Here is a 22,072-nt window from a genome sequence, read left to right on the forward strand (position 1 = left end):
GTCAGTCGACATCGATGTGTCCCGACTGACGGGTTCGCCAGCAAGCCGGCTCCTACAGGTGTTGTCGCAGCGCAGTGAGCTGCGTCAAGACTGGCAGTCAGGCGTTGGGCAACGGGCAGTTCTCACAGACGGCCAGCCCGCCGACCCGATAACGCACGCAGCAGACCCGCCGTTGACGCTTCAAATCCACCTGTCCCGCAACCTTGATGTACTGCACGGGTTGATACAGCCGGTTGCGACGGCCGTCCGGAAGATCAACTGCATTCAGCAGGTCGTGGCCATGGCTCAGGTCGGCCTGCGGGATGGCGCTGGCGAGCACGCCCAGCAGCCATTCGAAGTAATTGCCGGCGTTGCTCCAAAGGACCTTGGGGGACAAGCGCGTGAGGATTGCCACAGTGTCGATGAAGGGACGCAGGTGGCCTTCGGTCAGCTCATCGAAACGCTGGAAGGTGTCGGTTGGCGCAAGGGCCCAGCGCTGGCCGGGATCCGGCAGTTTGAAGCCGAGCGGCATCCCCTGCTCGTCCAGCATCACCTGAAGTTGCTCAAGCCGCAGCGGCAGGCGGTGATCGAGCATCAATGACGCCGCCACCACTGGCGGGATCAGTTTGGTGAAGTAGTACTTGGACCAGATCGAGGCCAGACCTCGCCGGTCGCTGCCGGGATACTGCGCGCCGAACCGGTTCAATACCGAACTGAACACCTCGGGCGTGAGCAGCGTGCGCAGTGGCACGGCAGGACGTGGGTCGTCCTCCAGCACCAGGACGTCCCGATAGTGCGCAAAGTCGGCGATGAACAACGGCGCCAGCGCGGGGATCATCGCCTGATTCCCTTGGCGGGCGCCGCGTGTTCTGACGGGCTACTGATGAGCCTGACGCCGCGCCAGCACCCGCAATCCCTGCTCCAGCGCCGGGAACAGGCTGTTGTTGAAATTGTTCCAGCGCAGTTCGAGGATCGTGTCGTCCGGCGCAATCGGCGTATCCAGCACGTCGAAAATCACCTCGCCGGAATCGATACCGTTGTCGACGTAATGGAACGATGCGCCGGTCATGTTCACCACCGGGATGTCGACGGTTTCGCGGGTCGACCAGTCGATCACCTTTTTGCCCTTCGCGCCGTACAGCGCATCGAGGGTGGCATAGGCGCCGCGACGCTCATAAGGCGACTCAAGTCGGGTGATGCCTGGATGGACGTTGACGACACGACGGTGGAAATCTGCGCCGGGGCGCACTAGTTCATCGAGGATCACCAGCAACCCGTCGAGCACCACGATGTCGGCTTCCAGTGCGTGCAGACGCTCGCCCAGACGCCGCTCGAAGTCGGACTTGCCCGCTGGCCGCTGACTGTCGCCCAGCGGCAGCGCGCGGTAGGTCGAGGGCACGTTTTCCAACAATTCATTCACCAGACGGCCCTGCACCTTCAGGTCCGCCGGGTAGAACCAGTGCTCGCCCTGCCCCGGCGCAAAACCGTATTCCTTGATGCTTTCCCGGTCACGGGCCGATGCCGGGTTGTCGTCGCAGATGACCGCTTCCAACGCGTAGTGCTCACCCAATGGGGTGTCGTTCAGCGCCTGGACCAAGTGCTCCAGCGGCGACTTCATGTAGCGTTTTTCACCGTGGTAGTCGACGTATTGACCGGCTTTATCCGCCGCGCCGTTACGCAGCGACCAGACGTAAACAAGTTTGGTTTTTTGCATGGGTTTCGAACTCATTTGGGAGTGAACAGCGTGTTGCCATTGACGCCTTCGGCCATGGCAACCACCACCTTTCGCTCACCGCTGAAGGGTTTGCGCGAGTGGGCGACGAGCATGTTGTCGAGCATCAGCACATCGCCGGTCTTCCAAGGGAACACCACCTCACAGTCAGCGAGCACTGCGCGAATTTCCGCCAGCGCGTCCTCTTCCAGCGGGCTGCCGTCGCCGTAATACACGTTGCGCGGCAAGCCTTCTTCGCCGACTGTGTCCAGCAGGATCTCCTGCATGTCCGGGTCGAGATTGGAGAGATGGAACAGGTGCGCCTGGTTGAACCAGACCCAGTCGCGGGTACGCGGGTGTTGCGCCACGCCCTGCACCTGCTGACGCGTGCGCAGGTCGCCGTCTTCGTTCCAGTCGCACTGGATGCCCCGCTTGCGGCAGTAGTCTTCGACGTCGCTGTGACGGTCGGTGTTGAACACCTGTTGCCAGGTCAGGTCCAGGCCATTGCCGTAGTTGCGCACGTACATCAGGCGTTTCTCTTCGAAGCGCTTGCGCAGCGCGGGGTTGATGCGCCGGAACACTTCACGGCTGTCGGCGATCGGCGTTTCGCCGCCACTGGCGGCGGCTTTGGCGCAGTAGAACCAGATGCGCATCGGCCATTCGTTGGTGTACGCCTGTTCGTTGTGCAGCGGGATCGAGCGGTGCGCCGGGTATTCGGTGGAGGTGTAGACCCCCTTTCCGTCGACCTGGCTGCGTGGCGTGGAGCCGAATTCGTAGTTGAGCAGCGGGTGTCCGAACGCCGCCGCAAATCGCTGGAAGCCTTCGATGCCGTCACTGGCAAAACCGCTGAACAGGATCGCGCCGTCGCGCTCCAGGGATTGTTCGACCACGCTGCGCAGGGCTTGAAATTCCGCAGCGAGGGAGGCGCCCGCTTGGCTTGGGTAGATCCGCAGTGGAAAGCCGGTTTCGAGCTCAAGGGGGTGTGGCGTGAGCATGCTCATGTTCATGGACAAGGCGCTCCAGAAGCAGCAGGGAAAAGGGTGATTCAGGCCATGGCCTTGCGCAGGCTCAATGGACGCATGTCGGTCCAGGTGGCTTCGATGTAGGTGAGGCAGGTCTGTTTGTCGCCTTCGACGCCGACGCTTTTCCAGCCTTCGGGGATGGCTTTGTAGTCGGGCCAGATGGAGTACTGTTCTTCGTGGTTGATGACTACGCGGAATTGGGTGTTTTCGCCGTCAAAGCTCATGAGTGGACCTCGTCGATGTTGATTGGCCGCGTGCAGGGCGGCGTTATCTAGAAGACGATTGAGCGGGCGGGATGATTAGTGGTTTTTTGAAAAATCCTGAGGGCGCTGGGTATCGCGTGCTGATCCGTTATTTGCGTTGGCATTGAGGGTTCGTCCTAACGGCCTAACTGTTTCGCCTTCGGCGAGTTACTTGATAACCCCAAGTAACCAAGGGTTTGAGGCTCCCGGTTTGGCCTCGACTTCGTCGAGGTACCTTCACTCCGGCGACGCTCCGTGGGCCCACCGCCATCGGCCATCCATGGCCGGGGGCGGCTCTCGCGGCATCCATGCCGCTCGGCCCACTCCGCGCCACCTGCGTTCAGCCTGCACCCAAGTCGCGATTTGTGGTGTCTGGGCTGACGCGTTGAAAGATCAAGATCAAAAGCCAGAGCTGGACGCCGGCACACGCAAGAGCAGCTTGATGCTCTGCTTTTGATTCTGCCCGGAGGGCGTAGGAGCGCGCTTGCCCGCGATCTGCCGGGAACCGGCAGTAAACCCTGTGAATGCAATTTTCCTGACAAGGCCTAAGACGCCGACATCAAACAACCGGCTGCTCCAGCTTCACGGTCGGCACCCGATGCCGTCTCGCCGCCCAGACGACGCCACCGATAAGCAGTGTGATGGCGATGACTTCCATCAGGCCGGGCATTCGTTGGTTGAACACAAAACCGTACACGCAGGCAAACAGCGTTTCGAAGACAATCATCTGGCCGCTGAGGGAGGTTGCCATTCGGCGCGAGCAGGCGTTCCACAGGCCGTTGGCCAGCCATGAGCCGCACAGGGCGAGGAACAGGCAGACCCAAAAGAAATCCATCCAGCGGCTGTGCTCAATGTTGGCCGGTATCAGGTTCGGAAACAGCATCAGGGCGCCCAATCCAAAAGCCACCGCCACCACGCCGGTGACAATGCCCAGCAGCGTCGACCACTCGCTGCTGTTGAACGCGCTGTTTCTGAGATAACGCGCATTACGTGTGGCGTACCACGACCAGCTGAGCACGCCGGAGAAACCGCACGCCAGGCCCAGCAGCTGCGAGGACAATGGCACGTTCGACGACGCTGAAGCTGCGTGTTCCAGGCTGATCGCTACGATTCCCAGGAATATCATCAATAACGGCAACTTGAGCTTTCGGACCGGCAGTGACCCCGCATCACTGCGCCCCAGAAAGGTGATCGCGACCGGCATCATCCCGTTGATCAGCGCAGCGGCCGTGACCCCGCTGAGCTGAATAGACGCCCCGAGCAACGCGTAATTCAACACATTGCCGGTCAAGGAAAGACGCAACAGCATCAGCAGGTCGGCGCGGGTCAACTTCGCAATCAGGCGCGCGGCGAAGGGCAAGGCGACGGCCAGCGAAAACAGCCCGTAAATGGCGAATCGAACGCTGCTGATCAGAACAGCGTTGAATTCCGGCAATAACGACGGGCCGACGATGACGCCGCCCCAAATGGCCCCGGCCAGAAGTGCAAACACAATCCCGCTGTTCATGACATCGACTCGGCCAGGTGAATGAGGTCGATTCTAACGATGGAAAAACCCGACCACATGCGATAAAAAGTCAGCGACCCATTCCACACAGGCATGTCGAGGGTATTCACCATCAACCGCTACCTGCGCACCTTACCGCCGCTGGAAACCCTGATCACCTTCGAAGCCGTCGCACGCCACGCCAGCTTTACCGGCGCCGCGTCCGAGCTGTTTCTGACCCAGAGCGCCGTCAGCAAACAGATGCGCACTCTGGAAGACGGCGTCGGCGTGTCGCTGTTCGAACGCAAACCCCGTGGCGTCGCGCTCACCACGGCAGGCGAAGAACTGCTCGTGACGGTGAACCTCATGCTCACCACGATGTACCAGAGCGTCACGCGGATTCGTAACGTCCATCAAACCAACGCCGTCTCGGTGCTGGCGACCCATGCACTCGCGCAGTTCTGGCTGTTCCCCAAGCTCATCGAGTTCAACAAGGCCTGCCCGGAAATCGCCGTTCACGTTCACGCCATCAATGAAATGGACGAAGCCAGCGTCAATGATTACGACCTGGGTCTGTTGTACGGCTCTGGCGAATGGGCCTCACTGAACAGCGATTTCCTGCTGCCGGAAATCGTTTACCCCGCCGCTCACCCCTCGCTCGATGTGTCCGGCATCCAGACGCTGGAGCAATTGGCACAAGCGAACCTGATCCAGATCGACACGTCCGCGTGGCATTGCCTGGATTGGGACCAGTGGTTTCACCGCCTGGGTCATGACTACTCGCCGCCGGACCATGCGCCGGTGTTCAACCAACTGACCCTGGCCTTCCGCGCCGTGCAACAAGGCATGGGCATCGGCCTGGCGTGGACGTTCATGGGAGATGAGGCCGTGGCCCGAGGCGAACTCCAGCGGGTCACGGCTTTTGAGTGCAGAACCGGGTATGGCGAATTTCTGGTGTCGGTGAAGCATCGCGCACGGTCGCCGTCCGCCGAGTTGTTCAGGGAGTGGCTGCTGGCTTCAGCGCAGGCTGAGCTCGTCAGCCCTGCCAGCGCCTGAACAGCACGCTGGCGTTCACGCCACCGAACCCGAAACCGTTGGACAAGGCATATTCGATGGCCCATGGCCGCGCGGCGCCGTGCACGATGTCCAATCCCCCCACCGCTTCATCCGGGTGGGTGTAATTCAGGGTCGCCGGCACCCTCTGATCCCTCACCGCCAATACCGTGAAGATCGCTTCCAGACCTCCGGCGGCGCCCAGCAAATGACCGGTCGCCGACTTGGTTGAGGTCACCGCGATCCCCGATTGCTCGCCAAACACTGCCTTGATGGCCGCCAGTTCCCCTCGATCCCCCACCGGGGTCGACGTCGCGTGAGCATTGAGGTGCTGAACCTGATGGGCGCTGATGCCGGCCTGATCAATCGCTTTCTGCATGGCCCTGCGCGCGCCATTGCCGTCTTCCGGCCCCGCCGTCAGGTGGTAGGCATCGGCGCTGGTGCCATAGCCGACAAGCTCTGCCAGGATGTTCGCACCCCGGCCCTGCGCGTGCTCCAGCGACTCGATGACCAACAGACCCGCGCCCTCACCCATCACGAAACCGTCCCTGTCCCGATCAAACGGACGGGACGCCAGCGTCGGTGTGTCGTTGTAACCACCGGACATCGCTCGAGCGGCGGCGAAACCCGCCAGGCTCACCCGGTCGATGGCGGCTTCGGCACCCCCGCACACTGCGATGTCTGCTTCACCATCGCGGATAAGACGCGCGGCATCGCCGATAGCCTGCACGCTGGCCGCACACGCAGTGACGGGCGCCCCGATTGGCCCACGCAGGCCATGCTGAATGGACACGTGCCCGGCCGCCAGATTGCCCAGAAACGACGGAATGGTGAACGGGGACAGGCGTTTCGGGCCCTTGGTGTCCGTGGTGCGCACCGCATCGGTAATCGAGCCGAAACCGCCGACACCCGTCGCAATGATCGTGGCGGTGCGCTCCTTTTCTTCATCGGTTTGCGGATGCCAGGCGGCCTGATTCAACGCCTCCCTGGCAGCGGCCAGTGCAAACATGATGAAGCGGTCCATCTTCTTCTGGTCTTTGGAGGGCACAGTGGCATTTGGATCGAAACCGGCCTCAGGGTCCTCCTCTATCGTGGGGACCACACCGGCAATTTGCGAACTGATGTCGGCAGCGATCTCGGCCGGCAGCGCGCGAATACCCGACTGCCCGCTCAACAAGCGCTGCCAGACAATTTGCGCGCCAACGCCCAGTGGCGAAACGACGCCCATGCCTGTGACAACGATACGTTTACCTTTCATGCTCGGATCCTTTCTAGTGCGACATGCAACCGATGGGGCATCTGTGTTTTCAGGCGTTAGCGCTGCGGAGCACACGTGGAACCGGCGCAACGCAACGCTTCCTGAACACCCTGAAGTGCAGGAAAGATTGCCTCGGCGATCCGTGTCGCCTTGGCGGTCGGGTTCATCCTGCGATACCCGCGCTTGAACAACGGATCATTGAAATAGAGGCGCAATCTGGCCAGCGCATTGCTGACCGCCGGCTGCCCCAGGCGCAGGCACCTGGCGGCTTTGCTGACGCTGCACTCCCGGTACAACACCGCGAAGGTCAGGAGCAGATTCAAATCGAGCTCACTCAACAGGCTCTCTCTGAGCAACGCGGCCTCTGCGCCCATTTACTGTCCAGCCTTCGCCACCACGTCGGCGCGTGGTGCGTTCCAGCCTCCGCCGAGCGACTTGAAGCAGTCCACGGCGGCGACGGACGCTGCGGACTGGGCGAGCAGCGTCTGTTCCTGCGCCAGCTGCAAACGGTCGTCGGCGTCCAGCACCTCGATAAAACTCACACTGCCTTGCTCATACGCAGAAAAGGCTGCCGCTCGCGCCTCGGCCAACGATCGCACCCCGTCCTCAAGGACTGCCTTCTGCTTCTCGCTCTGCACCAGTTGGGTCATCGCGTCTTCGACGTCGGCGGTGGCTTGCAGCAGTGTCTGTTGATAGGCGGCCAGCGCCTGCGCATCACGGCCTTTGGCGAATTCGACTTCCGCTTTCACGCGACCGAAGTCGAACAAGCGCCAGCGCAATCCGAAGACCGCCTGTGCCTGATCGGCATCGCCGGAGAAGAGGTTGCCACTGGCATGGGTGGCAGAGCCCAGCAGCGCGCCGAGCGAAAACTTGGGGTAATAATCTGCGACTGCCTGGCCGATTCGCGCATTGGAGGCCGCCAGCGTGCGTTCAGCGGCAATGACATCGGGGCGGCGACGGAGCATGTCGGCTTGCCCCCCAGCGGTATCGATGCCCGGCGCCACGGGTATCGGTGTCACCACCGACAGCTCTGCGTGAAGCGTCCCTGGCATCACGCCACTGAGGACTTCGAGCGAGTTCATCGTGCTTTCAATCGAGCTGCGCAACGGCGGTACCTGCGCCGACACCGTCGCCAGGACGCCCTCGGCCTGTTTCAACTGAAGTCGGGCGACCACGCCGTTGGCGTATTGCAGTTGCAGCAGCCTGACCAGATCGGCCTGTGTTTTCACCCGGCTTTCGACGACTTCGAGCCGAGCCTGCAACGTACGCAGCTGGATGTAACCACTGGCCGCAGACGACGTAACAATCAGCCTGACGGCGGCCTGTTGCGCGACGGCCGTCTGCTGCTCGGCGTTGGCCGCTTCGAGGCCGCGCCGCAACCCGCCAAAGATGTCGACCTCCCAGCTCGCACCGGCATCGACCTGATAAAGGCTGCTGTTGCGATCGAAGCCGGGAGACGCGCTGGCAAGCTGCCCGATCGGGTCCTGAAGCGACTGATGATTCCTGCTCGCCTGAGCGCTCAGCTCACCTGACGGCAACAGCGCCGAACGCGCCCCCGTGGTCATGGCACGGGCCTGGTTCACCTTGGCAACGGCTTGCGCCAGATCGAGGTTCTGCGCCAGCGCACGGTTAACCAGCGTCTCCAGTTCCTTGTCACCGAACCCCGCCCACCAAGTGGCCATGTCGGCAGCGGGCAGGCTGGAGGTCCGCTGCTCCAGCAGTGCCTGGCTGCGGAACGAAGCCTGGGCCGGAAGGCCCGGCGCGTGGTAGTCCGGGCCGACCGCGCACCCCGCCAGAAACACAGCGGACAACCAGCCTGCGGTCCATGCGCTTCGAAAAGGAAAAAGGTTCATGGCAAGTCCTGTGATCTCGAGCGGCAATTATTTCCGAGCAGAACTTTTTGTCAACGGTTTATTAAATTCGTCACACTGAAATTTATGGAACCCCAACGTATACCGGCCTAGATCTTAACGATACGAAGGCTATGACAGCCACCTAAAGTTACGCATTTACAAAACCGTAAACATAAAAGAACATTGCGTCCTGAATTTTTCTGGAGGTCGCCATGTCGATACGTCCTGCTGCACTTGTCTCCATCACGGCCGCTACCCTGCTGCTGGCTGCCTGTGGCCATCCTCCGGAAAGCGACCCACGCCTCGTCGACCCGGTCGTCGATACCGCTGTCGTTCAGCCTGATCACTCAACGACGCAATCATTTACCGGCGTCGTGGCGGCCAGGGTGCAGAGCGATCTGGGTTTTCGCGTCTCCGGCAAGGTGATTCAGCGCTTGGTCGATGTGGGCCAACGGGTTCACAAGGGGCAGACGCTGATGAAGATCGACCCGGTCGACCTGAATCTGGCCATCACCAACCAGAAAGGCGCCGTGGCCTCGGCGAAAGCCCGGTTGGTGCAGGCGCAGGCTGACGAATCGAGACTGCGCAGCCTTGTCGCCGCTGGTGCGATTTCGGCCATGGCCTATGACCAGGCGATTGCCGCACTGAACAGCGCCAAGGCTCAGCTGGATGCCGCCCAGGCGCAGGCAGACGTCGCCGCCAATGCCAGCCAGTACGCAGAACTGAAGGCAGACGCGGATGGGTTGGTGGTGAACACGGCGGCCGAACCCGGCCAGGTGGTTGCAGCGGGACAGACCGTGGTGGAGCTGGCCAAGGACGGCCCCCGCGAGGCGGCGGTCGAATTGCCTGAAACCCTGAGGCCAGCGCTTGAATCCACCGCTCAGGCGCGCTTGTACGGAACCCCGGTGCGCAGTGCTCCCGCCAGGCTTCGTGAGCTGTCCGAGGCCGCCAATCCGGTGACCCGAACCTTTTCGGCACGCTATGTGCTCAGCGACGAACTCAAGAACGCACCGCTCGGTGCGACGATCAAGATCACGCTTCAGTCCAGCCTCTCGTCAGACAAACCCTCCCTCGCCATCCCCCTGACAGCGCTGCGCAATGGCGGCGAAAAATACAGCGTCTGGGTGATCGATCAGGCGTCGATGACCGTCCAGGAGCACGCGGTCGACGTGTTGGCGCTGGGCCTGGAAACCGCACGCGTGGCCGGCGATCTGAAACCCGGTGATACCGTTGTGGCACTCGGCGCTCACCTGCTGCACGCCAACCAGAAAGTTCGCCTGGGCAATGAACTGGCGGTGACGCCATGAGCGGATTCAACCTGTCAGCGCTGGCGGTGCGCGAACGTGCCGTCACGCTGTTTCTGATCATCGCGATTACGCTGGCCGGGCTCGTGGCCTTCATGAAGCTCGGCCGCGCGGAAGACCCGGCGTTCACGGTGAAGGTGTTGACCGTCACCGCCGTCTGGCCAGGCGCGACGGCCGAGGAGATGCAGAACCTGGTCGCCGAACCTCTGGAGAAGCGCCTGCAGGAGCTCAAATGGTACGACCGGGTCGAGACCATCACGCGTCCGGGCCTGGCATTGATGACCTTGACGCTGCTCGACGCCACGCCGCCCAAACAGGTCCCCGACGAGTTTTATCAGGCCCGCAAAAAGCTGTTGGACGAAACCCGCAAATTGCCCTCCGGCGTGTTGGGCCCGTACGTCAACGACGAATACTCGGATGTCTCGTTCGCGCTGTACGCGCTCAAAGCACCCGGTCTGCCCCACCGTTACCTCACCCGCCAGGCGGAGGAAATTCGTCAGGATGTGCTGCAGGTCCCTGGAGTGAAAAAAATCGACATTCTGGGCGAGCGTCCCGAGCGCATTTTCGTCGAGTTTTCCTATGCGCGCCTGGCGAATCTGGGTGTCAATGCCCAAGACATCTTCGCCCAGTTGCACAACCAGAACGCAATCACGCCCGCCGGCTCCATCGAGGCCAGAGGCCCGCAGGTGTTCGTCCGCCTGGATGGCGCCCTGGACGATCTCGAGAAGATTCGCAACACGCCGATTGCCGCTTCGCAAGGCCGCACGCTGAAGCTCAGTGATGTGGCGGACGTGAAGCGGGGTTATGAAGACCCGGCAACCTTCATCATCCGTCACGACGGTGAAGAAGCACTGGTGCTCAGCGTCGTCATGAAGGACGGCTGGAACGGACTGGACCTGGGCAAAGCCCTTCAGGCCGAACAACAGAAAATCTCATCGAACCTGCCGCAAGGCATCAGCTTCAGCAAAATCACCGACCAGGCGGTGAATATCACCGAGGCGGTCGACGAGTTCATGATCAAGTTCTTCGTGGCGCTGGCCGTGGTCATGGTCGTCAGCCTGCTGAGCCTGGGCTGGCGCGTGGGGATCGTTGTGGCCGCCGCCGTGCCCCTGACCCTGGCCGCGGTACTCATTGTGATGCTGGCGACCGGGCGCGTATTTGACCGCATTACACTGGGCGCCTTGATTCTGGGGCTGGGCCTGCTGGTCGATGACGCGATCATTGCCATTGAAATCATGGTGGTCAAACTCGAGGAAGGCTACACCCGCATCAAGGCGGCGTCCTATGCCTGGAGCCACACGGCGGCGCCGATGCTGGCGGGCACGTTGGTGACTGTCATCGGACTGATGCCGGTGGGGTTCGCCCAGTCGACGGCAGGCGAATACGCCGGGAATATCTTCTGGATCGTCGGCTTTGCGCTGATCATTTCCTGGATGGTCGCGGTGTTCTTCACGCCGTATCTGGGCGTCAAGCTGTTGCCTGAAATCAAACAGGTCGAGGGCGGTCATGACAGGATCTATTCCACGCCCAACTTCCAGCGTCTGCGGCGGTTGATCAGCGCCGCAATACGATACAAGTACTGGGTCGCCGGCGGCGTGTTTGCCTTGTTCGCGCTGGCGATCGTGGGGATGGGCTCGGTCAAGCAGCAGTTTTTCCCAAGCTCCGACCGTCCCGAGCTGCTGGTGGAAGTGCAGTTGCCCGAAGGCAGTTCGATCAACGCCACCAGCGAGGCCACGAAAAAAGTCGAGGCGTGGATCAGAACCCAGCCGGAAGCGAAGATCGTGACCAGCTACATCGGCCAAGGGGCGCCGCGCTTTTTCCTGTCTTATAACCCGGAGCTGCCCGACCCGTCGTTTGCAAAAATCATCGTACTGACCGAGAACGAAGGCACACGAGATGCCCTGAAGCTGCGCCTGCGTGCCCAAGTGGAGAAGCAACTCGCGCCGCAAGCACGGGTGCGTGTCTCGCAACTGGTTTTCGGACCGTACACCCGCTTTCCTGTCGAGTTTCGCGTGATGGGGCCGGACGCCGACAAAGTGCGCGGCATCGCGCAGCAAGTTGCCGAGGTGATGCGCAAGAACCCTGGCATGCGTCAGGTGAACACCGACTGGAGCGAAAAACAGCCCACACTGCATTTCGTCCTGGATCAGGATCGCCTGCAGGTGATGGGACTCACCTCCTCCCAGGCTTCGGAGCAATTGCAGTTCCTGTTGACCGGTATTTCCGTGACCCAGGTGCGCGAAGACATCCGCACGGTCGATGTCATGGCCCGCACTCAGGATGAAGACAGGCTCGACCCGGCCCGCATCGAAAACATGACGTTGACCAGCAAGACCGGTCAGTTGATTCCGATCCGGCAGATCGGCCACGTCGAGATTCGTTCGGAGGACCCGATTCTCAAACGCCGCAATCGCATACCGACGATCACCGTGCGCGGTGACATCGACGAGCAGATGCAGCCGCCTCAGGTCTCGATGGAGGTGTATGCGCAGCTACAGCCGATCATCAGCAACCTCCCGTTGGGGTATCAGATCCAGATCGGCGGCAACATCGAGGAGTCGCTGAAGGCAAACAATGCACTGGCGCCGATCTTCCCCGTGATGCTGTTGTTCACCCTGATCGTGATCATTGCCCAGGTGCGCAGCTTCGCCGCCATGGCGATGGTCGTCCTGACCGCCCCGCTGGGACTGGTCGGCACCGTGCCGATTCTGCTGATCTTCCATCAGGCGTTCGGGTTCAACGCCATCCTGGGCTTGATCGGTCTGTCAGGGATCTTGATGCGCAACACGCTTATCCTGATCGGGCAGATTCACACCAACGAGGCCGACGGGCTCGACCCCTATCACGCAGCGGTCGAGGCGACGGTGCAGCGCGCACGACCGGTGATCCTGACGGCCGTGGCCGCCGTGCTGGCGTTCATCCCCCTGACGTTCTCGGTGTTCTGGGGATCGATGGCGTTTACGCTGATCGGCGGCACGGCGGTGGGGACCGTCCTCACGCTGTTGTTCCTGCCAGCCCTTTACGCGATCTGGTTCAAGATCAAACCACCCGCTAACGGAACGAAGCAAGCGACTGCTACGCGCGCCGCGGCCCCTGCCGACGCGGGTTGAGCCCACACCTCCGGTGGCGTGGTCGCCAGGCGACTGCGCCACTGGGGCTGTTGGCGTACAGCCCTGTCGTGACCGGGCACAGATGCGGCTAACCCGTTGATGTACAATCGCCCCCTTGCGCAACCTACCCAGTTATCAGGCCTATGCGAAGCGAATCCGAACCCGTCATCCTTCCCACCTCCGGTCAACGCGGCCCAGCCGAGCATGACCGTCGAGTGCAAATCATCAACGTGGCCGAGGCCTTGTTTCGTGAGGCCGGCTACCGCAAGACGTCCGTCGCCGACCTCAGCAAAGCCATGGGGATTTCAACGGCGTACATCTATCGCTTCTTCAAATCCAAGCAGGCCATTGGCGAAGCGATTTGCGCACACACGCTGGAGAAACTGGACACTCAGTTGCAGGAAGTCGTCGACATGGACCTGTCGCCGACACGGCGATTCCGGCTGTTCATGCGCACTGCGTTGAAGTTGAGCTATGAGCTGTTCGTCATCGAGAGCGCCGTCAACGAGGTGGTGGTCGCAGCGATCGAGGGTGGATGGTGTACCGCTGCCGGGCACAAGGCGCAGATCTACTCGATGCTGGAGCGCATTCTGGAAGAAGGCCGCCAGACCGGTGAGTTCGAGAAGAAGTCGCCGCTGGATGAAGTGGCTGACGGACTGGCAGAGGTCATCATGCCGTACACCAATCCAAGGTGCCTGGAGCAACGGACCTGGGATGAGCTGGAAAGAGGCATGAACGCAACCACCAATCTGGTGCTGCGCAGCCTTGCTCCTTAAAGATCGCGTTTGCGGGGTTTACTGCCGATAGCCTGCAAGCGAGCGTACTGCGGCAGCTACGCGAGGTGCGTTGACTCGCTGTTTCAAACCGAATCATCAGCCACTTCCACGCGATTGCGTCCCGCGCGTTTGGCGTGGTACAGCGCGGTGTCCGCCAACCCATAGGCCGTGTCGAAACCGGTGCCTGCCGAATTGGCGCTGACGCCGAAGCTGGCGGTGATGGCGCGGTCGACAGGGGCACCGAAGACATGGGCGGCGATGGCCTGGCGCATGGCTTCGGCCAGCTTGACCCCTTGTTCGAGCTGGCCGCCGGGGATGAGCACGGTGAACTCTTCGCCGCCTACCCTGCCGATGGCAGCGCCCTCGCCCACGATCTGCCGCAGGCAATCGACGATCCCCCGAATGACAGCATCGCCCGCAGGATGGCCGAACTCATCGTTCACATGCTTGAAGTGGTCGATGTCCAGAACGATCATCACTGCGCCGGTGTGCAGCAACGCTTGGGCGGTCATGTCGATGATTGCGCCGCGGTTCAGCACGCCTGTGAGGGCATCGTGGGTCGCGCGGTATTCCAGCTGACGGGCCAGCGTCTGAAGCTGGGCATTGAGCGCGTTCATCTCGCGCTCAGCGCGGTCGCTGCGACCGATCAGGCGGCGGGTTTCCCGCATCAGGCGCTCGTAGTGCGTCGCCAGTTCGGACAAGGATGTGCGGTAGACCTGCGCGTCGGCGTCGGCGAGCGCCAGGGTCGAGCGAGCCTGCTCAAGCGCCTCGGCCTCGCTTTTGAACAAGTCTGGCGCAGGGTCCGGCGAGGTGCCCCGCGACGCCACAGAAGCTGCCATGTTGATCACCCTGTTCACGTGGTTACTGGATGGTCATTGAAGATGATCGAGGTGAAGTCGGCCTTGAGCTCTTCGCCAAACTCGAAGATGGTTTCGTCTTCTTCCTCGTAGTACCAGTTCACTTCAATCCGGTTGCCTGCCTCGGCGGACTGATCCAGGGCATCGAAAATGCTGAACAGCATCTTGGTGCTGGAGCTGTTGAAGTAGGCCAGTGCGATGTTCGCCGTGATCGTCGCGCCTTCTTTGGCGTCCAGAAATGCTCGCAGCTGCTGCACGATCGGTGCGTAAAAAGCCGCAGCGTTCTCCGGGTACGATTCGCCTTTCATCGACAGAAGATGCTGGTCAAAACGAAAGTCGACTTCCGGCGAAGTGGCCGTTGCTTCAATGTAGAAGTTGTCCATGGCTAAGCGTCGCTCAATCAAATAGTGGCTTTAAGGCAAAACAAAGTGGTTTCGGGGTCGTCCGGGCGCGGATGAAAACCGAATTCCAGTGGCGCGCTGGCGTCACGCGCCATGGTCAGGAAACCCAGGCCAGCGCCTTTGCTGTCCTCCGGCGTCTCGGCGCGCAGCGTGACTTTGTAGGCCTGCTTGATTTCTTCCAGTGACATGGTGCGCAGCGGCTCGAGTTTCTCGCGCAGTCGCTCGATGTCGGCCGTTGCAATGGGATTGGCACAAAGCATCAGGTGCCGCTCACCGTCGGTGCTGATACAGACGGCGCCCTGGCGCAGCGCCGATGCTTCGGCGACCGTCGCGCTCAAGGCATCGGAGGAATAATGAATGATGTTCTGCGAGAGCTCGACGAACGACGAGAACAGCTTGCGGCGGGTCGGGCCGCTGACGCCGGAGATTTCCAGCTGCAGCTTCACCACTTCGGCCATCGCCGAGATGATGTGATGCGAGAAGTAGCCCATGTGGTAGAAAATCACGTTTCTCTGTTGGGCCAGATCGAAAAACGTGCAGTCCTGCTGAGCGGTGGGTGAAGTGAACATCATCATTCCTGAATACGGGCACAGAAAAGGGTCAAGTCGTCACGGCGGGCCTGCTCGCCCTGCCACACGGCCAGCGCGGTTTGCAGGGCTTCACAGATTTCATTCGACGGCTGGTTGCGGTGCGCGATGATCGTCTCGAAGGCTTTGCGCTTACCGAAGGCAATGCGCTTCGGGCCGCCGATCTGGTCGATCAACCCGTCGGTGGCGATGAACATCAGGCTTGCCGGTTGCATCTGCACGCGACTCACCGACCATTGGTAATCGAAGTGGCTGTCGACGTAGCCCACGCCCATACGTTGGCCGGCAATGGTCTCGAGCTGTTCGGCATCGGGGTGCAACACATGCAGCGCCATATGCGCGCCCGCAAAGCTGAGCACCTGCGTGGCGTTATCGAACCAGAAAAAAGACGCGTCCAGACCGTCGTCGGATTCGGGCGTGCCATCGAGGCCGTTGACCTGCCCCAATTGCTCCTTGACGCTGCGGTTGACCGCCGACAACAGGCTCGCAGGGTTGCGCGGCCCCAGTTGCGCCAGCGCCTGGGTCAGGGATGACGAGGCAATCAACGTCATGAACGCGCCGGGAACGCCGTGCCCCGTGCAATCGGCGATGGCGCCGAACCAGCCATCGGCATACGCGCAGAAGTGATAGAAATCGCCGCCCACCACATCGCGCGGCTCCCACAAAAGCGAGGCATCGCCCAGCGTCGAACTCAGCGCCTCGCGGGAGGCCCGCAGCATGGCGCGCTGAATCACACTGGCGTATTCGATGCTCTGCATCATCTGACGGTTTTTCTCGGCTTGCATGGCAGCGACCACCGCCATCAGTTCCAGGCCGTTGCCCAACCCGGCGAAGTGCCCGTTGCGGGTGACGATGAAGCCGTCGGCCAGCGCCTTTTCACCGTATTCGACGGTTTTGAATGTCAGCGCCTCAATGCTCATCCCGGCATCGACGATCAGCGGTTCCTTGTCCATGAAGGCGATGCAGCTTTTCTTGTCGTAAAGCTCGCGGTGAAACGGCTTGCTCATCTGCGACAGGAAGATGTTGCGGTTGATCAGCCCGATCGGTCGATCGCCCTCCAGCACGGCGAGACAGGCGCGCTCGCGGTGGGCACTGAAAATCTCCATGACACGATGGTTGGTGCTGTCCGATTCAATGCCGGGCACCTCATTGCACAGGTCGCCCGCGCACCGGTGATCTCGTGGCAACGTCGGCCGCATGAATGTGAAATGTTCCGCCTGCATGCCAGTACTACCGCGCCAGACTAAAGCGCGGACAGTATCAAGGTGATATTAAGGTGATGTTACAAAACGCGTCATTTGTTCGCGCTGTCGCCATTTGGCCCCGTGCCTCGCGCCTTGCACTTGGTGTTAAATACACCACCCGGGTCGAACGCTCAGACCCTGTCGGACAGTTCAGCGAAACGGAACGCGATATGAAAAGCCTTTTTGAGACACGCAACGCCCCTCTTTCCCACTCGTCGGCGGTGGCAGCATGATCGAAGTCACCGAAGTCTCCATCGCTCAATTGCGCGCGGCGCTGGCGTGCGGCGAAACCACCGCCGTTGAACTCGTCCAGGCGTACCTGGCACGCATTGACGCCTATGATGGGCCTCACACCACGACGCGCCTCAACGCACTGGTGGTCCGCAACCCTGATGCCCTTAAAGAAGCCGAAGCCTCCGACGCGCGCCGCGCGAACGGCCAGACGCTCGGCCCGCTCGACGGCATTCCGTACACCGCCAAAGACAGTTACCTGGTCAAAGGCCTCACCGCTGCGTCCGGCAGCCCTGCATTCGCCGATCTGGTTGCCTACCGCGATGCGTTCACCGTGGAACGGTTGCGCGCTGCCGGGGCGATTTGCCTGGGCAAGACCAACATGCCGCCCATGGCCAACGGCGGCATGCAACGCGGCGTTTACGGTCGCGCCGAGAGTCCCTACAACGGCGACTACCTCACGGCACCGTTTGCCTCCGGGTCTTCAAACGGCGCCGGTACGGCGACGGCGGCCAGCTTCGCGGCGTTCGGTCTGGCTGAAGAAACCTGGTCGAGCGGTCGCGGCCCGGCGTCCAACAACGGCCTGTGCGCGTACACCCCGTCGCGCGGCGTGATTTCGGTACGCGGCAACTGGCCGCTGACACCGACCATGGACGTCGTCGTGCCCTTCGCCCGCACCATGGCCGACCTGCTGGAGGTGCTGGACGTGGTGGTCGCGGACGATCCCGACACACGCGGCGACCTGTGGCGGCTGCAACCCTGGGTGCCGATCCCTGCGGTCGCGTCGGTGCGTCCGGCCTCTTACGCGGAACTCGCGGTCAATGCCGAGGCACTGGCAGGTAAACGCCTGGGCATCCCGCGCATGTACATCAATGCCGACCCTGATGCAGGCACCAGTGAAGCGCCGGGCATCGGCGGCCCGACCGGCCAGCGCATCAACACCCGTCCTTCGGTCATCGCGCTGTGGGAAGACGCCCGCCAGGCCCTCGAAGCGGCAGGCGCGGAAGTCATCGAAGTCGATTTCCCGCTGGTCTCCAATTGCGAAGGCGATCGCCCGGGCGCGCCGACCGTATTCAACCGCGGAATCGTCTCCAAGGAATTTCTGCACCACGAATTGTGGGACCTGACGGCGTGGGCCTTTGATGACTTTCTGCAGGCCAACGGCGATCCGAAGCTAAACCGCTTGGTGGATGTCGACGGCCCGAAGATCTTCCCGCACGACCCCGGCACACTGCCCAACCGCGAAGGTGATCTGGCCGCAGGCATGGACGAATACGTGCGCATGGCCGAGCGCGGCATCACGCCGTGGAACAAAATCGACACCTTGGCGGACGGCCTGCGCGGGTTGGAGAAAACCCGGCGCATCGACCTGGAAGAATGGATGGATGCCCAAGGACTGGACGCCGTGCTGTTCCCGACCGTGGCAGACGTCGCGCCCGCTGATTCAGACGTCAATCCTGCGTCTGCGGACATCGCCTGGAGCAACGGTGTGTGGGTCGCCAACGGCAACCTCGCCATTCGCCATCTGGGCGTTCCGACAGTCACGGTGCCTATGGGCGTCATGGCTGACATCGGCATGCCGGTCGGTCTGACGTTCGCCGGTCGCGCCTATGATGACTCGACGCTGCTGCGTCTGGCGTCTGCGTTTGAATCGACCGGGTCGAAACGGCTGATTCCGCCGCGCACACCTGCCCTTGTTTCCGCGAAATCCTAGAGAGAGTCCAGCATGCTTTTACACCTGTCGACCTGGCGCGAGATCGAAGCGTTTCTGACCCGCAGCCGCACTATCGTCGTGCCCATCGGTTCGAACGAGCAACATGGCCCGACCGGGCTCTTGGGCACGGACTGGATGTGCCCGCAGATCATCGCCGAAGAAGCGCAGAAAGACGCTGATATCCTGATCGCCCCGACATTCAACATCGGCATGGCGCAGCATCACCTCGGTTTTCCGGGCACGATTTCGCTGCGCCCTTCGACCTTCATCGCCGCCATTGGCGACTGGGTTCGCTCCCTGGCCGGGCACGGTTTCGAAAAGATCCTGTTCCTCAACGGCCACGGCGGTAACGTGGCGTCGATTGAAGCCGCCTTTTCCGAGCTGTACGCCGAAGCCAGCTTCGCCAGACGGCCGGCGGGTTTCGCGTTGAAGCTGTGCAACTGGTGGGATCTGGAAGGCGTCGGCCAACTGGCCCAAGAGCAGTTTCCAGTGGGCCATGGTTCGCACGCCACACCGTCGGAGATTGCAGTCACGCAGTGGGCTTATCCGGACGCCATCAAGTCAGCGGCGTATTCGCCACGCATTGCACCCACCGGCCCGATCCGCGAGGCGCGCGACTTTCGTGCGCGCTTCCCGGACGGGCGCATGGGCTCAGACCCGGACCTCGCCACCCCGGAAAAAGGCGGCGAACTGGTAAAGCTCGCCGCCAAGGGTCTCGTGCAAGCGGTGAATGCCTTCAGTCGGGAATCGACGCCGGCATAAGGTCACGACGCCAAGGCGTCCAGCTCCGCCAACATTTGCGCGGAGTCATTGATAGGACTCTTCATCCTCAAATGACCGAAGCTGCGCGCCTTCAATCCAGCGTTTTTCCGAGGTCTTTAAGTGATGCCGCATTGCAGTTTGAGCTGCGACGATATCTTTGGACTGAAGCGCATCCAAGATGGCCGTATGTTCTGTAATTGCGGCAGTCCATGTTTTGACACTCTCTGCATGCTCTGTCATATGGGAAGAAATAGGGCTATGCCTCTCATCGAAAAGCGCTGTAATGATCTTTAGTAAAGCAGTATTACCGCCTATCTTGGCCAGGCGGTGATGAAACTTTCGATCAGCTTCCACCGCAGAGGTACCGTTCGCAACGGCCGCACGCATACTGTCAATCGTGGCCTGAAGATACCGGCAATCTGCCTTGGTAGCGTTCATGCAGGCCATTACCACCGTCTCTCCCTCAATGATCGCGCGGGCTTGCATGAGCTCAGTAGGGCTTTCGCCGAACGTGGATGTCTGGCGCGTGGAATCGAGGAGTTTCTGGCAGACATAGATCCCCGACCCCATCCTGATTTCGATGCTGCCGTCTATCTCCAAGGCTATCAGCGCTTCCCTTAGCGACGGACGTGAAACACCTAATATCTGAACAAGCTCGCGCTCTGCGGGCAGTCGTGAACCGGCCTTAAAGTCCCCTTGCCGGATCCGTTCGCGGAGGCGGTCAGCAATGATTTGATAGACTTTACGCTCGGTTGAAACTTTTTCTTGAGACATGCTTTGCAATCCACTTCTGGTTTCCCCCACTAGTCTGCGCTCTAAATTTCAATGCACAGAGCGCGCAATGACGCGCTGAGATCAAAAACCCGCATAAGGCGTCTATTTCACTGAGGTCGTATCGGGCACGTCGGGTGAGACAGTCGTCATCACATCACTGCCCCAATCTGCCAGGGCAAGAACTCATTGTCGCCAAGCCCATTGAGCTCACTGCAGGTTTTAAGTCCCGAAGCGGTAGCGACTATCAATTCAAATAGCCTGTAACCCGCACTTTCTATCGAATCGGTGCCATCAATGATGCCGCCAGCATTGAAGTCCATGTCCAGAGGCATTCGTTCGAACAGTGAAGTGTTAGTCGCGATCTTTATGGAGGGCGTCGGTTTGCAACCGTATGTCGAGCCGCGACCGGTGGTGAAACAGATCAGGTTTGCGCCGCCTGCTACCTGACCTGTTGCCGATACGGGATCGTAGCCGGGAGTGTCCATAAACACCAAACCCTGGGCGGTCACCGGTTCAGCGTACTGGTAAACATCCATTAGCCCGGTCGACCCGGCTTTTGCAACAGCACCAAGCGACTTTTCAAGGATGGTGGTAATACCGCCTGCCTTATTGCCCGGCGAAGGGTTGTTATTCATGTCGCCGCCATTATGCACAACATAGTCCTCCCACCAATGCACGCGGCCCATCAGCCTGGACGCGACTTCCGAAGTGGCGGCGCGCGCAGTCAGTAAGTGCTCAGCACCATAGATCTCAGGGGTTTCAGACAGAATCGCCGTCCCACCGTTGCGCACCAGCAGATCAACCGCCGCACCCAAGACGGGGTTCGCACTGATACCCGAATAGCCATCCGACCCGCCGCACTGCAAACCCACCGTCAGGTGGCGCAGCGACTGAGGTGTACGTCTGGCTTCGTTGATGATCGGCAACATTTGTCGAACAAGTGATTTACCGTGCTCGATAGTTTCCCTTGTCCCACCCTGCTCCTGGATCACCAGGCTCGACATCAGGGTACTGGAGCGAGGGGTGAGCGCCTCCATCAACGGCGTTAGCTGGCTGACCTCACACCCCAGCCCTATCAAAAGTATGCCGGCAAAATTGACATGGTTTGAATAGCCACGCAGGGTACGGCTGAGAATGTCAAAGCCGTCGCCTTTGGCCCCCATGCCACAGCCACTGCCATGAGTGATCGCCACCACCCCGTCAACGCCGGGCCATTCGCCCAGCGCCTCCCCCTTGAAAGCCTCGGCTATTTGTTTGCAGACGGTGGCAGAGCAATTGACGCTGGAGATGACACCAATGAAGTTTCGAGTGCCCACTCGCCCATCGTCGCGCAAGAAACCTTCAAAGGTCATCGGCTCATTGACCAACGACGTCGGTACATACAGGTGGCTTGATTCGTGAAAAGCCCCTTCTACAGGCATTTCCAGATTGTGGACGTGAACATGCTCGCCTTGGCGGATGTCCTGTGTGGCTTGCCCAATAACCTGCCCGTATTTATGAACCACGCCGCCGGAGGGAACAGCACGAATCGCTATCTTATGCCCCGAGGGAATCGATTCCTTTGCGACCAGATTGATGCCGCTCACGCAGAGGTTTTCTCCCTCGGCAACATCGCTTCGAGCGACAGCCACATCGTCGCCGGTTGCTAGAATAATCAATGAAGGGCTAAGGACAGTCATCTTAAGGATTCTCTCAGGTAGGCGTCACT

The 22,072-nt window shown here is 61.0% G+C and carries 20 protein-coding genes; 6 read left to right on the forward strand and 14 right to left on the reverse strand.

Annotated elements, in window-relative coordinates; genetic code table 11:
• Positions 1-97: 97 nt before the first annotated feature.
• From fhuF to BLS87_RS16080, 5 genes are all read right to left on the reverse strand, one after another.
• Positions 98-817: a siderophore-iron reductase FhuF gene (gene fhuF / locus BLS87_RS16060; RefSeq protein WP_074753462.1), complete on the reverse strand. Its 720-nt coding sequence runs from the start codon at positions 815-817 to the stop codon at positions 98-100.
• Between the two features lie 39 nt (positions 818-856).
• Positions 857-1,693, reverse strand: a complete 837-nt coding sequence (locus BLS87_RS16065) for a formyltransferase family protein (protein WP_074753463.1) — start codon at positions 1,691-1,693, stop codon at positions 857-859.
• A gap of 11 nt (positions 1,694-1,704) precedes the next feature.
• Positions 1,705-2,691, reverse strand: a complete 987-nt coding sequence (locus tag BLS87_RS16070) for a TauD/TfdA family dioxygenase (protein ID WP_425262226.1) — start codon at positions 2,689-2,691, stop codon at positions 1,705-1,707.
• A 44-nt stretch (positions 2,692-2,735) separates the two neighbouring features.
• Positions 2,736-2,936: an MbtH family protein gene (locus BLS87_RS16075; RefSeq protein ID WP_074753465.1), complete on the reverse strand. Its 201-nt coding sequence runs from the start codon at positions 2,934-2,936 to the stop codon at positions 2,736-2,738.
• A gap of 577 nt (positions 2,937-3,513) precedes the next feature.
• Entirely contained in the window at positions 3,514-4,461 is a 948-nt protein-coding gene (locus BLS87_RS16080) for a DMT family transporter (RefSeq protein WP_074753466.1), read from the reverse strand.
• Between the two features lie 93 nt (positions 4,462-4,554).
• On the opposite strand from BLS87_RS16080, the gene BLS87_RS16085 reads away from it, so the two are divergent.
• On the forward strand, positions 4,555-5,496 hold the full coding sequence (locus BLS87_RS16085; RefSeq protein ID WP_083370690.1) for a LysR substrate-binding domain-containing protein: 942 nt from the start codon (positions 4,555-4,557) through the stop codon (positions 5,494-5,496).
• Here BLS87_RS16085 and fabF read toward each other — a convergent pair.
• From fabF to BLS87_RS16100, 3 genes are read right to left on the reverse strand one after another with little or no spacing between them, the layout of a single operon-like run.
• Positions 5,477-6,751 carry a beta-ketoacyl-ACP synthase II gene (fabF, locus tag BLS87_RS16090; RefSeq protein ID WP_074753467.1) on the reverse strand — a complete coding sequence of 425 codons (1,275 nt, stop codon included), beginning with the start codon at positions 6,749-6,751 and terminating at the stop codon, positions 5,477-5,479. The genes BLS87_RS16085 and fabF overlap by 20 nt on opposite strands.
• A 56-nt stretch (positions 6,752-6,807) precedes the next feature.
• Positions 6,808-7,125 (reverse strand): LysR family transcriptional regulator, encoded by a 318-nt coding sequence (locus BLS87_RS16095; protein WP_074753468.1) that lies wholly within the window; start codon positions 7,123-7,125, stop codon positions 6,808-6,810.
• Positions 7,126-8,604: an efflux transporter outer membrane subunit gene (locus BLS87_RS16100; protein ID WP_074753469.1), complete on the reverse strand. Its 1,479-nt coding sequence runs from the start codon at positions 8,602-8,604 to the stop codon at positions 7,126-7,128.
• A 212-nt stretch (positions 8,605-8,816) separates the two neighbouring features.
• Here BLS87_RS16100 and BLS87_RS16105 point away from each other — a divergent pair, with 212 nt between their 5' ends.
• The 3 genes from BLS87_RS16105 to BLS87_RS16115 all read left to right on the forward strand — a co-directional run bounded on the left by BLS87_RS16105 (position 8,817) and on the right by BLS87_RS16115 (position 13,794).
• Positions 8,817-9,911, forward strand: coding sequence for an efflux RND transporter periplasmic adaptor subunit (locus tag BLS87_RS16105; RefSeq protein ID WP_074753470.1), 1,095 nt, complete (start codon positions 8,817-8,819; stop codon positions 9,909-9,911).
• Complete coding sequence (locus BLS87_RS16110) at positions 9,908-13,018, forward strand: efflux RND transporter permease subunit (RefSeq protein WP_074753471.1); 3,111 nt, start codon at positions 9,908-9,910, stop codon at positions 13,016-13,018. Before BLS87_RS16105 ends, BLS87_RS16110 begins: the two co-directional genes overlap by 4 nt.
• A 215-nt stretch (positions 13,019-13,233) precedes the next feature.
• Positions 13,234-13,794 carry a TetR/AcrR family transcriptional regulator gene (locus tag BLS87_RS16115; RefSeq protein ID WP_167362073.1) on the forward strand — a complete coding sequence of 187 codons (561 nt, stop codon included), beginning with the start codon at positions 13,234-13,236 and terminating at the stop codon, positions 13,792-13,794.
• 83 nt (positions 13,795-13,877) lie between these two features.
• On the opposite strand, the gene BLS87_RS16120 is transcribed toward BLS87_RS16115, so the two are convergent.
• The 4 genes from BLS87_RS16120 to BLS87_RS16135 are packed head-to-tail and all read right to left on the reverse strand — an operon-like array spanning position 13,878 to position 16,862.
• Positions 13,878-14,633 carry a GGDEF domain-containing protein gene (locus BLS87_RS16120; protein ID WP_074753505.1) on the reverse strand — a complete coding sequence of 252 codons (756 nt, stop codon included), beginning with the start codon at positions 14,631-14,633 and terminating at the stop codon, positions 13,878-13,880.
• 14 nt (positions 14,634-14,647) lie between these two features.
• Positions 14,648-15,034: a DUF1987 domain-containing protein gene (locus BLS87_RS16125; RefSeq protein ID WP_074753473.1), complete on the reverse strand. Its 387-nt coding sequence runs from the start codon at positions 15,032-15,034 to the stop codon at positions 14,648-14,650.
• Between the two features lie 17 nt (positions 15,035-15,051).
• A complete protein-coding gene (locus tag BLS87_RS16130; protein WP_074753474.1) occupies positions 15,052-15,621 on the reverse strand; it encodes a SiaB family protein kinase in 570 nt (189 codons plus the stop codon).
• Between the two features lie 2 nt (positions 15,622-15,623).
• Positions 15,624-16,862 carry a SpoIIE family protein phosphatase gene (locus BLS87_RS16135; RefSeq protein WP_083370691.1) on the reverse strand — a complete coding sequence of 413 codons (1,239 nt, stop codon included), beginning with the start codon at positions 16,860-16,862 and terminating at the stop codon, positions 15,624-15,626.
• Between the two features lie 250 nt (positions 16,863-17,112).
• Between BLS87_RS16135 and BLS87_RS16140 the strand changes: the two genes are divergently transcribed.
• Both BLS87_RS16140 and BLS87_RS16145 read left to right on the forward strand, forming a co-directional pair.
• A complete protein-coding gene (locus BLS87_RS16140) occupies positions 17,113-18,828 on the forward strand; it encodes an amidase (RefSeq protein ID WP_074753475.1) in 1,716 nt (571 codons plus the stop codon).
• A gap of 12 nt (positions 18,829-18,840) precedes the next feature.
• Positions 18,841-19,590 (forward strand): creatininase family protein, encoded by a 750-nt coding sequence (locus BLS87_RS16145; protein WP_074753476.1) that lies wholly within the window; start codon positions 18,841-18,843, stop codon positions 19,588-19,590.
• Positions 19,591-19,635: 45 nt separating this feature from the next.
• On the opposite strand, the gene BLS87_RS16150 is transcribed toward BLS87_RS16145, so the two are convergent.
• Complete coding sequence (locus BLS87_RS16150) at positions 19,636-20,364, reverse strand: FadR/GntR family transcriptional regulator (RefSeq protein ID WP_074753477.1); 729 nt, start codon at positions 20,362-20,364, stop codon at positions 19,636-19,638.
• A gap of 149 nt (positions 20,365-20,513) precedes the next feature.
• Entirely contained in the window at positions 20,514-22,043 is a 1,530-nt protein-coding gene (locus tag BLS87_RS16155) for a UxaA family hydrolase (protein WP_074753478.1), read from the reverse strand.
• Positions 22,044-22,072: the final 29 nt, after the last annotated feature.

It is taken from the genome of Pseudomonas abietaniphila, from assembly GCF_900100795.1.
In the GTDB taxonomy this organism is placed as follows: domain Bacteria; phylum Pseudomonadota; class Gammaproteobacteria; order Pseudomonadales; family Pseudomonadaceae; genus Aquipseudomonas; species Aquipseudomonas abietaniphila.

Bases quoted from the DNA above. Each gene is read 5' to 3' on its own strand.
- BLS87_RS16130 (WP_074753474.1), bottom strand. From the start codon at position 15,621: ATGTTCACTTCACCCACCGCTCAGCAGGACTGCACGTTTTTCGATCTG.
- BLS87_RS16110 (WP_074753471.1), top strand. From the start codon at position 9,908: ATGAGCGGATTCAACCTGTCAGCGCTGGCGGTGCGCGAACGTGCCGTC.
- BLS87_RS16150 (WP_074753477.1), bottom strand. From the start codon at position 20,364: ATGTCTCAAGAAAAAGTTTCAACCGAGCGTAAAGTCTATCAAATCATT.
- BLS87_RS16070 (WP_425262226.1), bottom strand. From the start codon at position 2,691: ATGAGCATGCTCACGCCACACCCCCTTGAGCTCGAAACCGGCTTTCCA.
- BLS87_RS16145 (WP_074753476.1), top strand. From the start codon at position 18,841: ATGCTTTTACACCTGTCGACCTGGCGCGAGATCGAAGCGTTTCTGACC.
- BLS87_RS16140 (WP_074753475.1), top strand. From the start codon at position 17,113: ATGATCGAAGTCACCGAAGTCTCCATCGCTCAATTGCGCGCGGCGCTG.
- BLS87_RS16065 (WP_074753463.1), bottom strand. From the start codon at position 1,693: ATGCAAAAAACCAAACTTGTTTACGTCTGGTCGCTGCGTAACGGCGCG.
- BLS87_RS16100 (WP_074753469.1), bottom strand. From the start codon at position 8,604: ATGAACCTTTTTCCTTTTCGAAGCGCATGGACCGCAGGCTGGTTGTCC.
- BLS87_RS16135 (WP_083370691.1), bottom strand. From the start codon at position 16,862: ATGCAGGCGGAACATTTCACATTCATGCGGCCGACGTTGCCACGAGAT.
- BLS87_RS16085 (WP_083370690.1), top strand. From the start codon at position 4,555: ATGTCGAGGGTATTCACCATCAACCGCTACCTGCGCACCTTACCGCCG.
- BLS87_RS16080 (WP_074753466.1), bottom strand. From the start codon at position 4,461: ATGAACAGCGGGATTGTGTTTGCACTTCTGGCCGGGGCCATTTGGGGC.
- BLS87_RS16075 (WP_074753465.1), bottom strand. From the start codon at position 2,936: ATGAGCTTTGACGGCGAAAACACCCAATTCCGCGTAGTCATCAACCAC.
- BLS87_RS16095 (WP_074753468.1), bottom strand. From the start codon at position 7,125: ATGGGCGCAGAGGCCGCGTTGCTCAGAGAGAGCCTGTTGAGTGAGCTC.
- BLS87_RS16105 (WP_074753470.1), top strand. From the start codon at position 8,817: ATGTCGATACGTCCTGCTGCACTTGTCTCCATCACGGCCGCTACCCTG.
- BLS87_RS16155 (WP_074753478.1), bottom strand. From the start codon at position 22,043: ATGACTGTCCTTAGCCCTTCATTGATTATTCTAGCAACCGGCGACGAT.
- BLS87_RS16125 (WP_074753473.1), bottom strand. From the start codon at position 15,034: ATGGACAACTTCTACATTGAAGCAACGGCCACTTCGCCGGAAGTCGAC.
- fhuF (WP_074753462.1), bottom strand. From the start codon at position 817: ATGATCCCCGCGCTGGCGCCGTTGTTCATCGCCGACTTTGCGCACTAT.
- fabF (WP_074753467.1), bottom strand. From the start codon at position 6,751: ATGAAAGGTAAACGTATCGTTGTCACAGGCATGGGCGTCGTTTCGCCA.
- BLS87_RS16120 (WP_074753505.1), bottom strand. From the start codon at position 14,633: ATGGCAGCTTCTGTGGCGTCGCGGGGCACCTCGCCGGACCCTGCGCCA.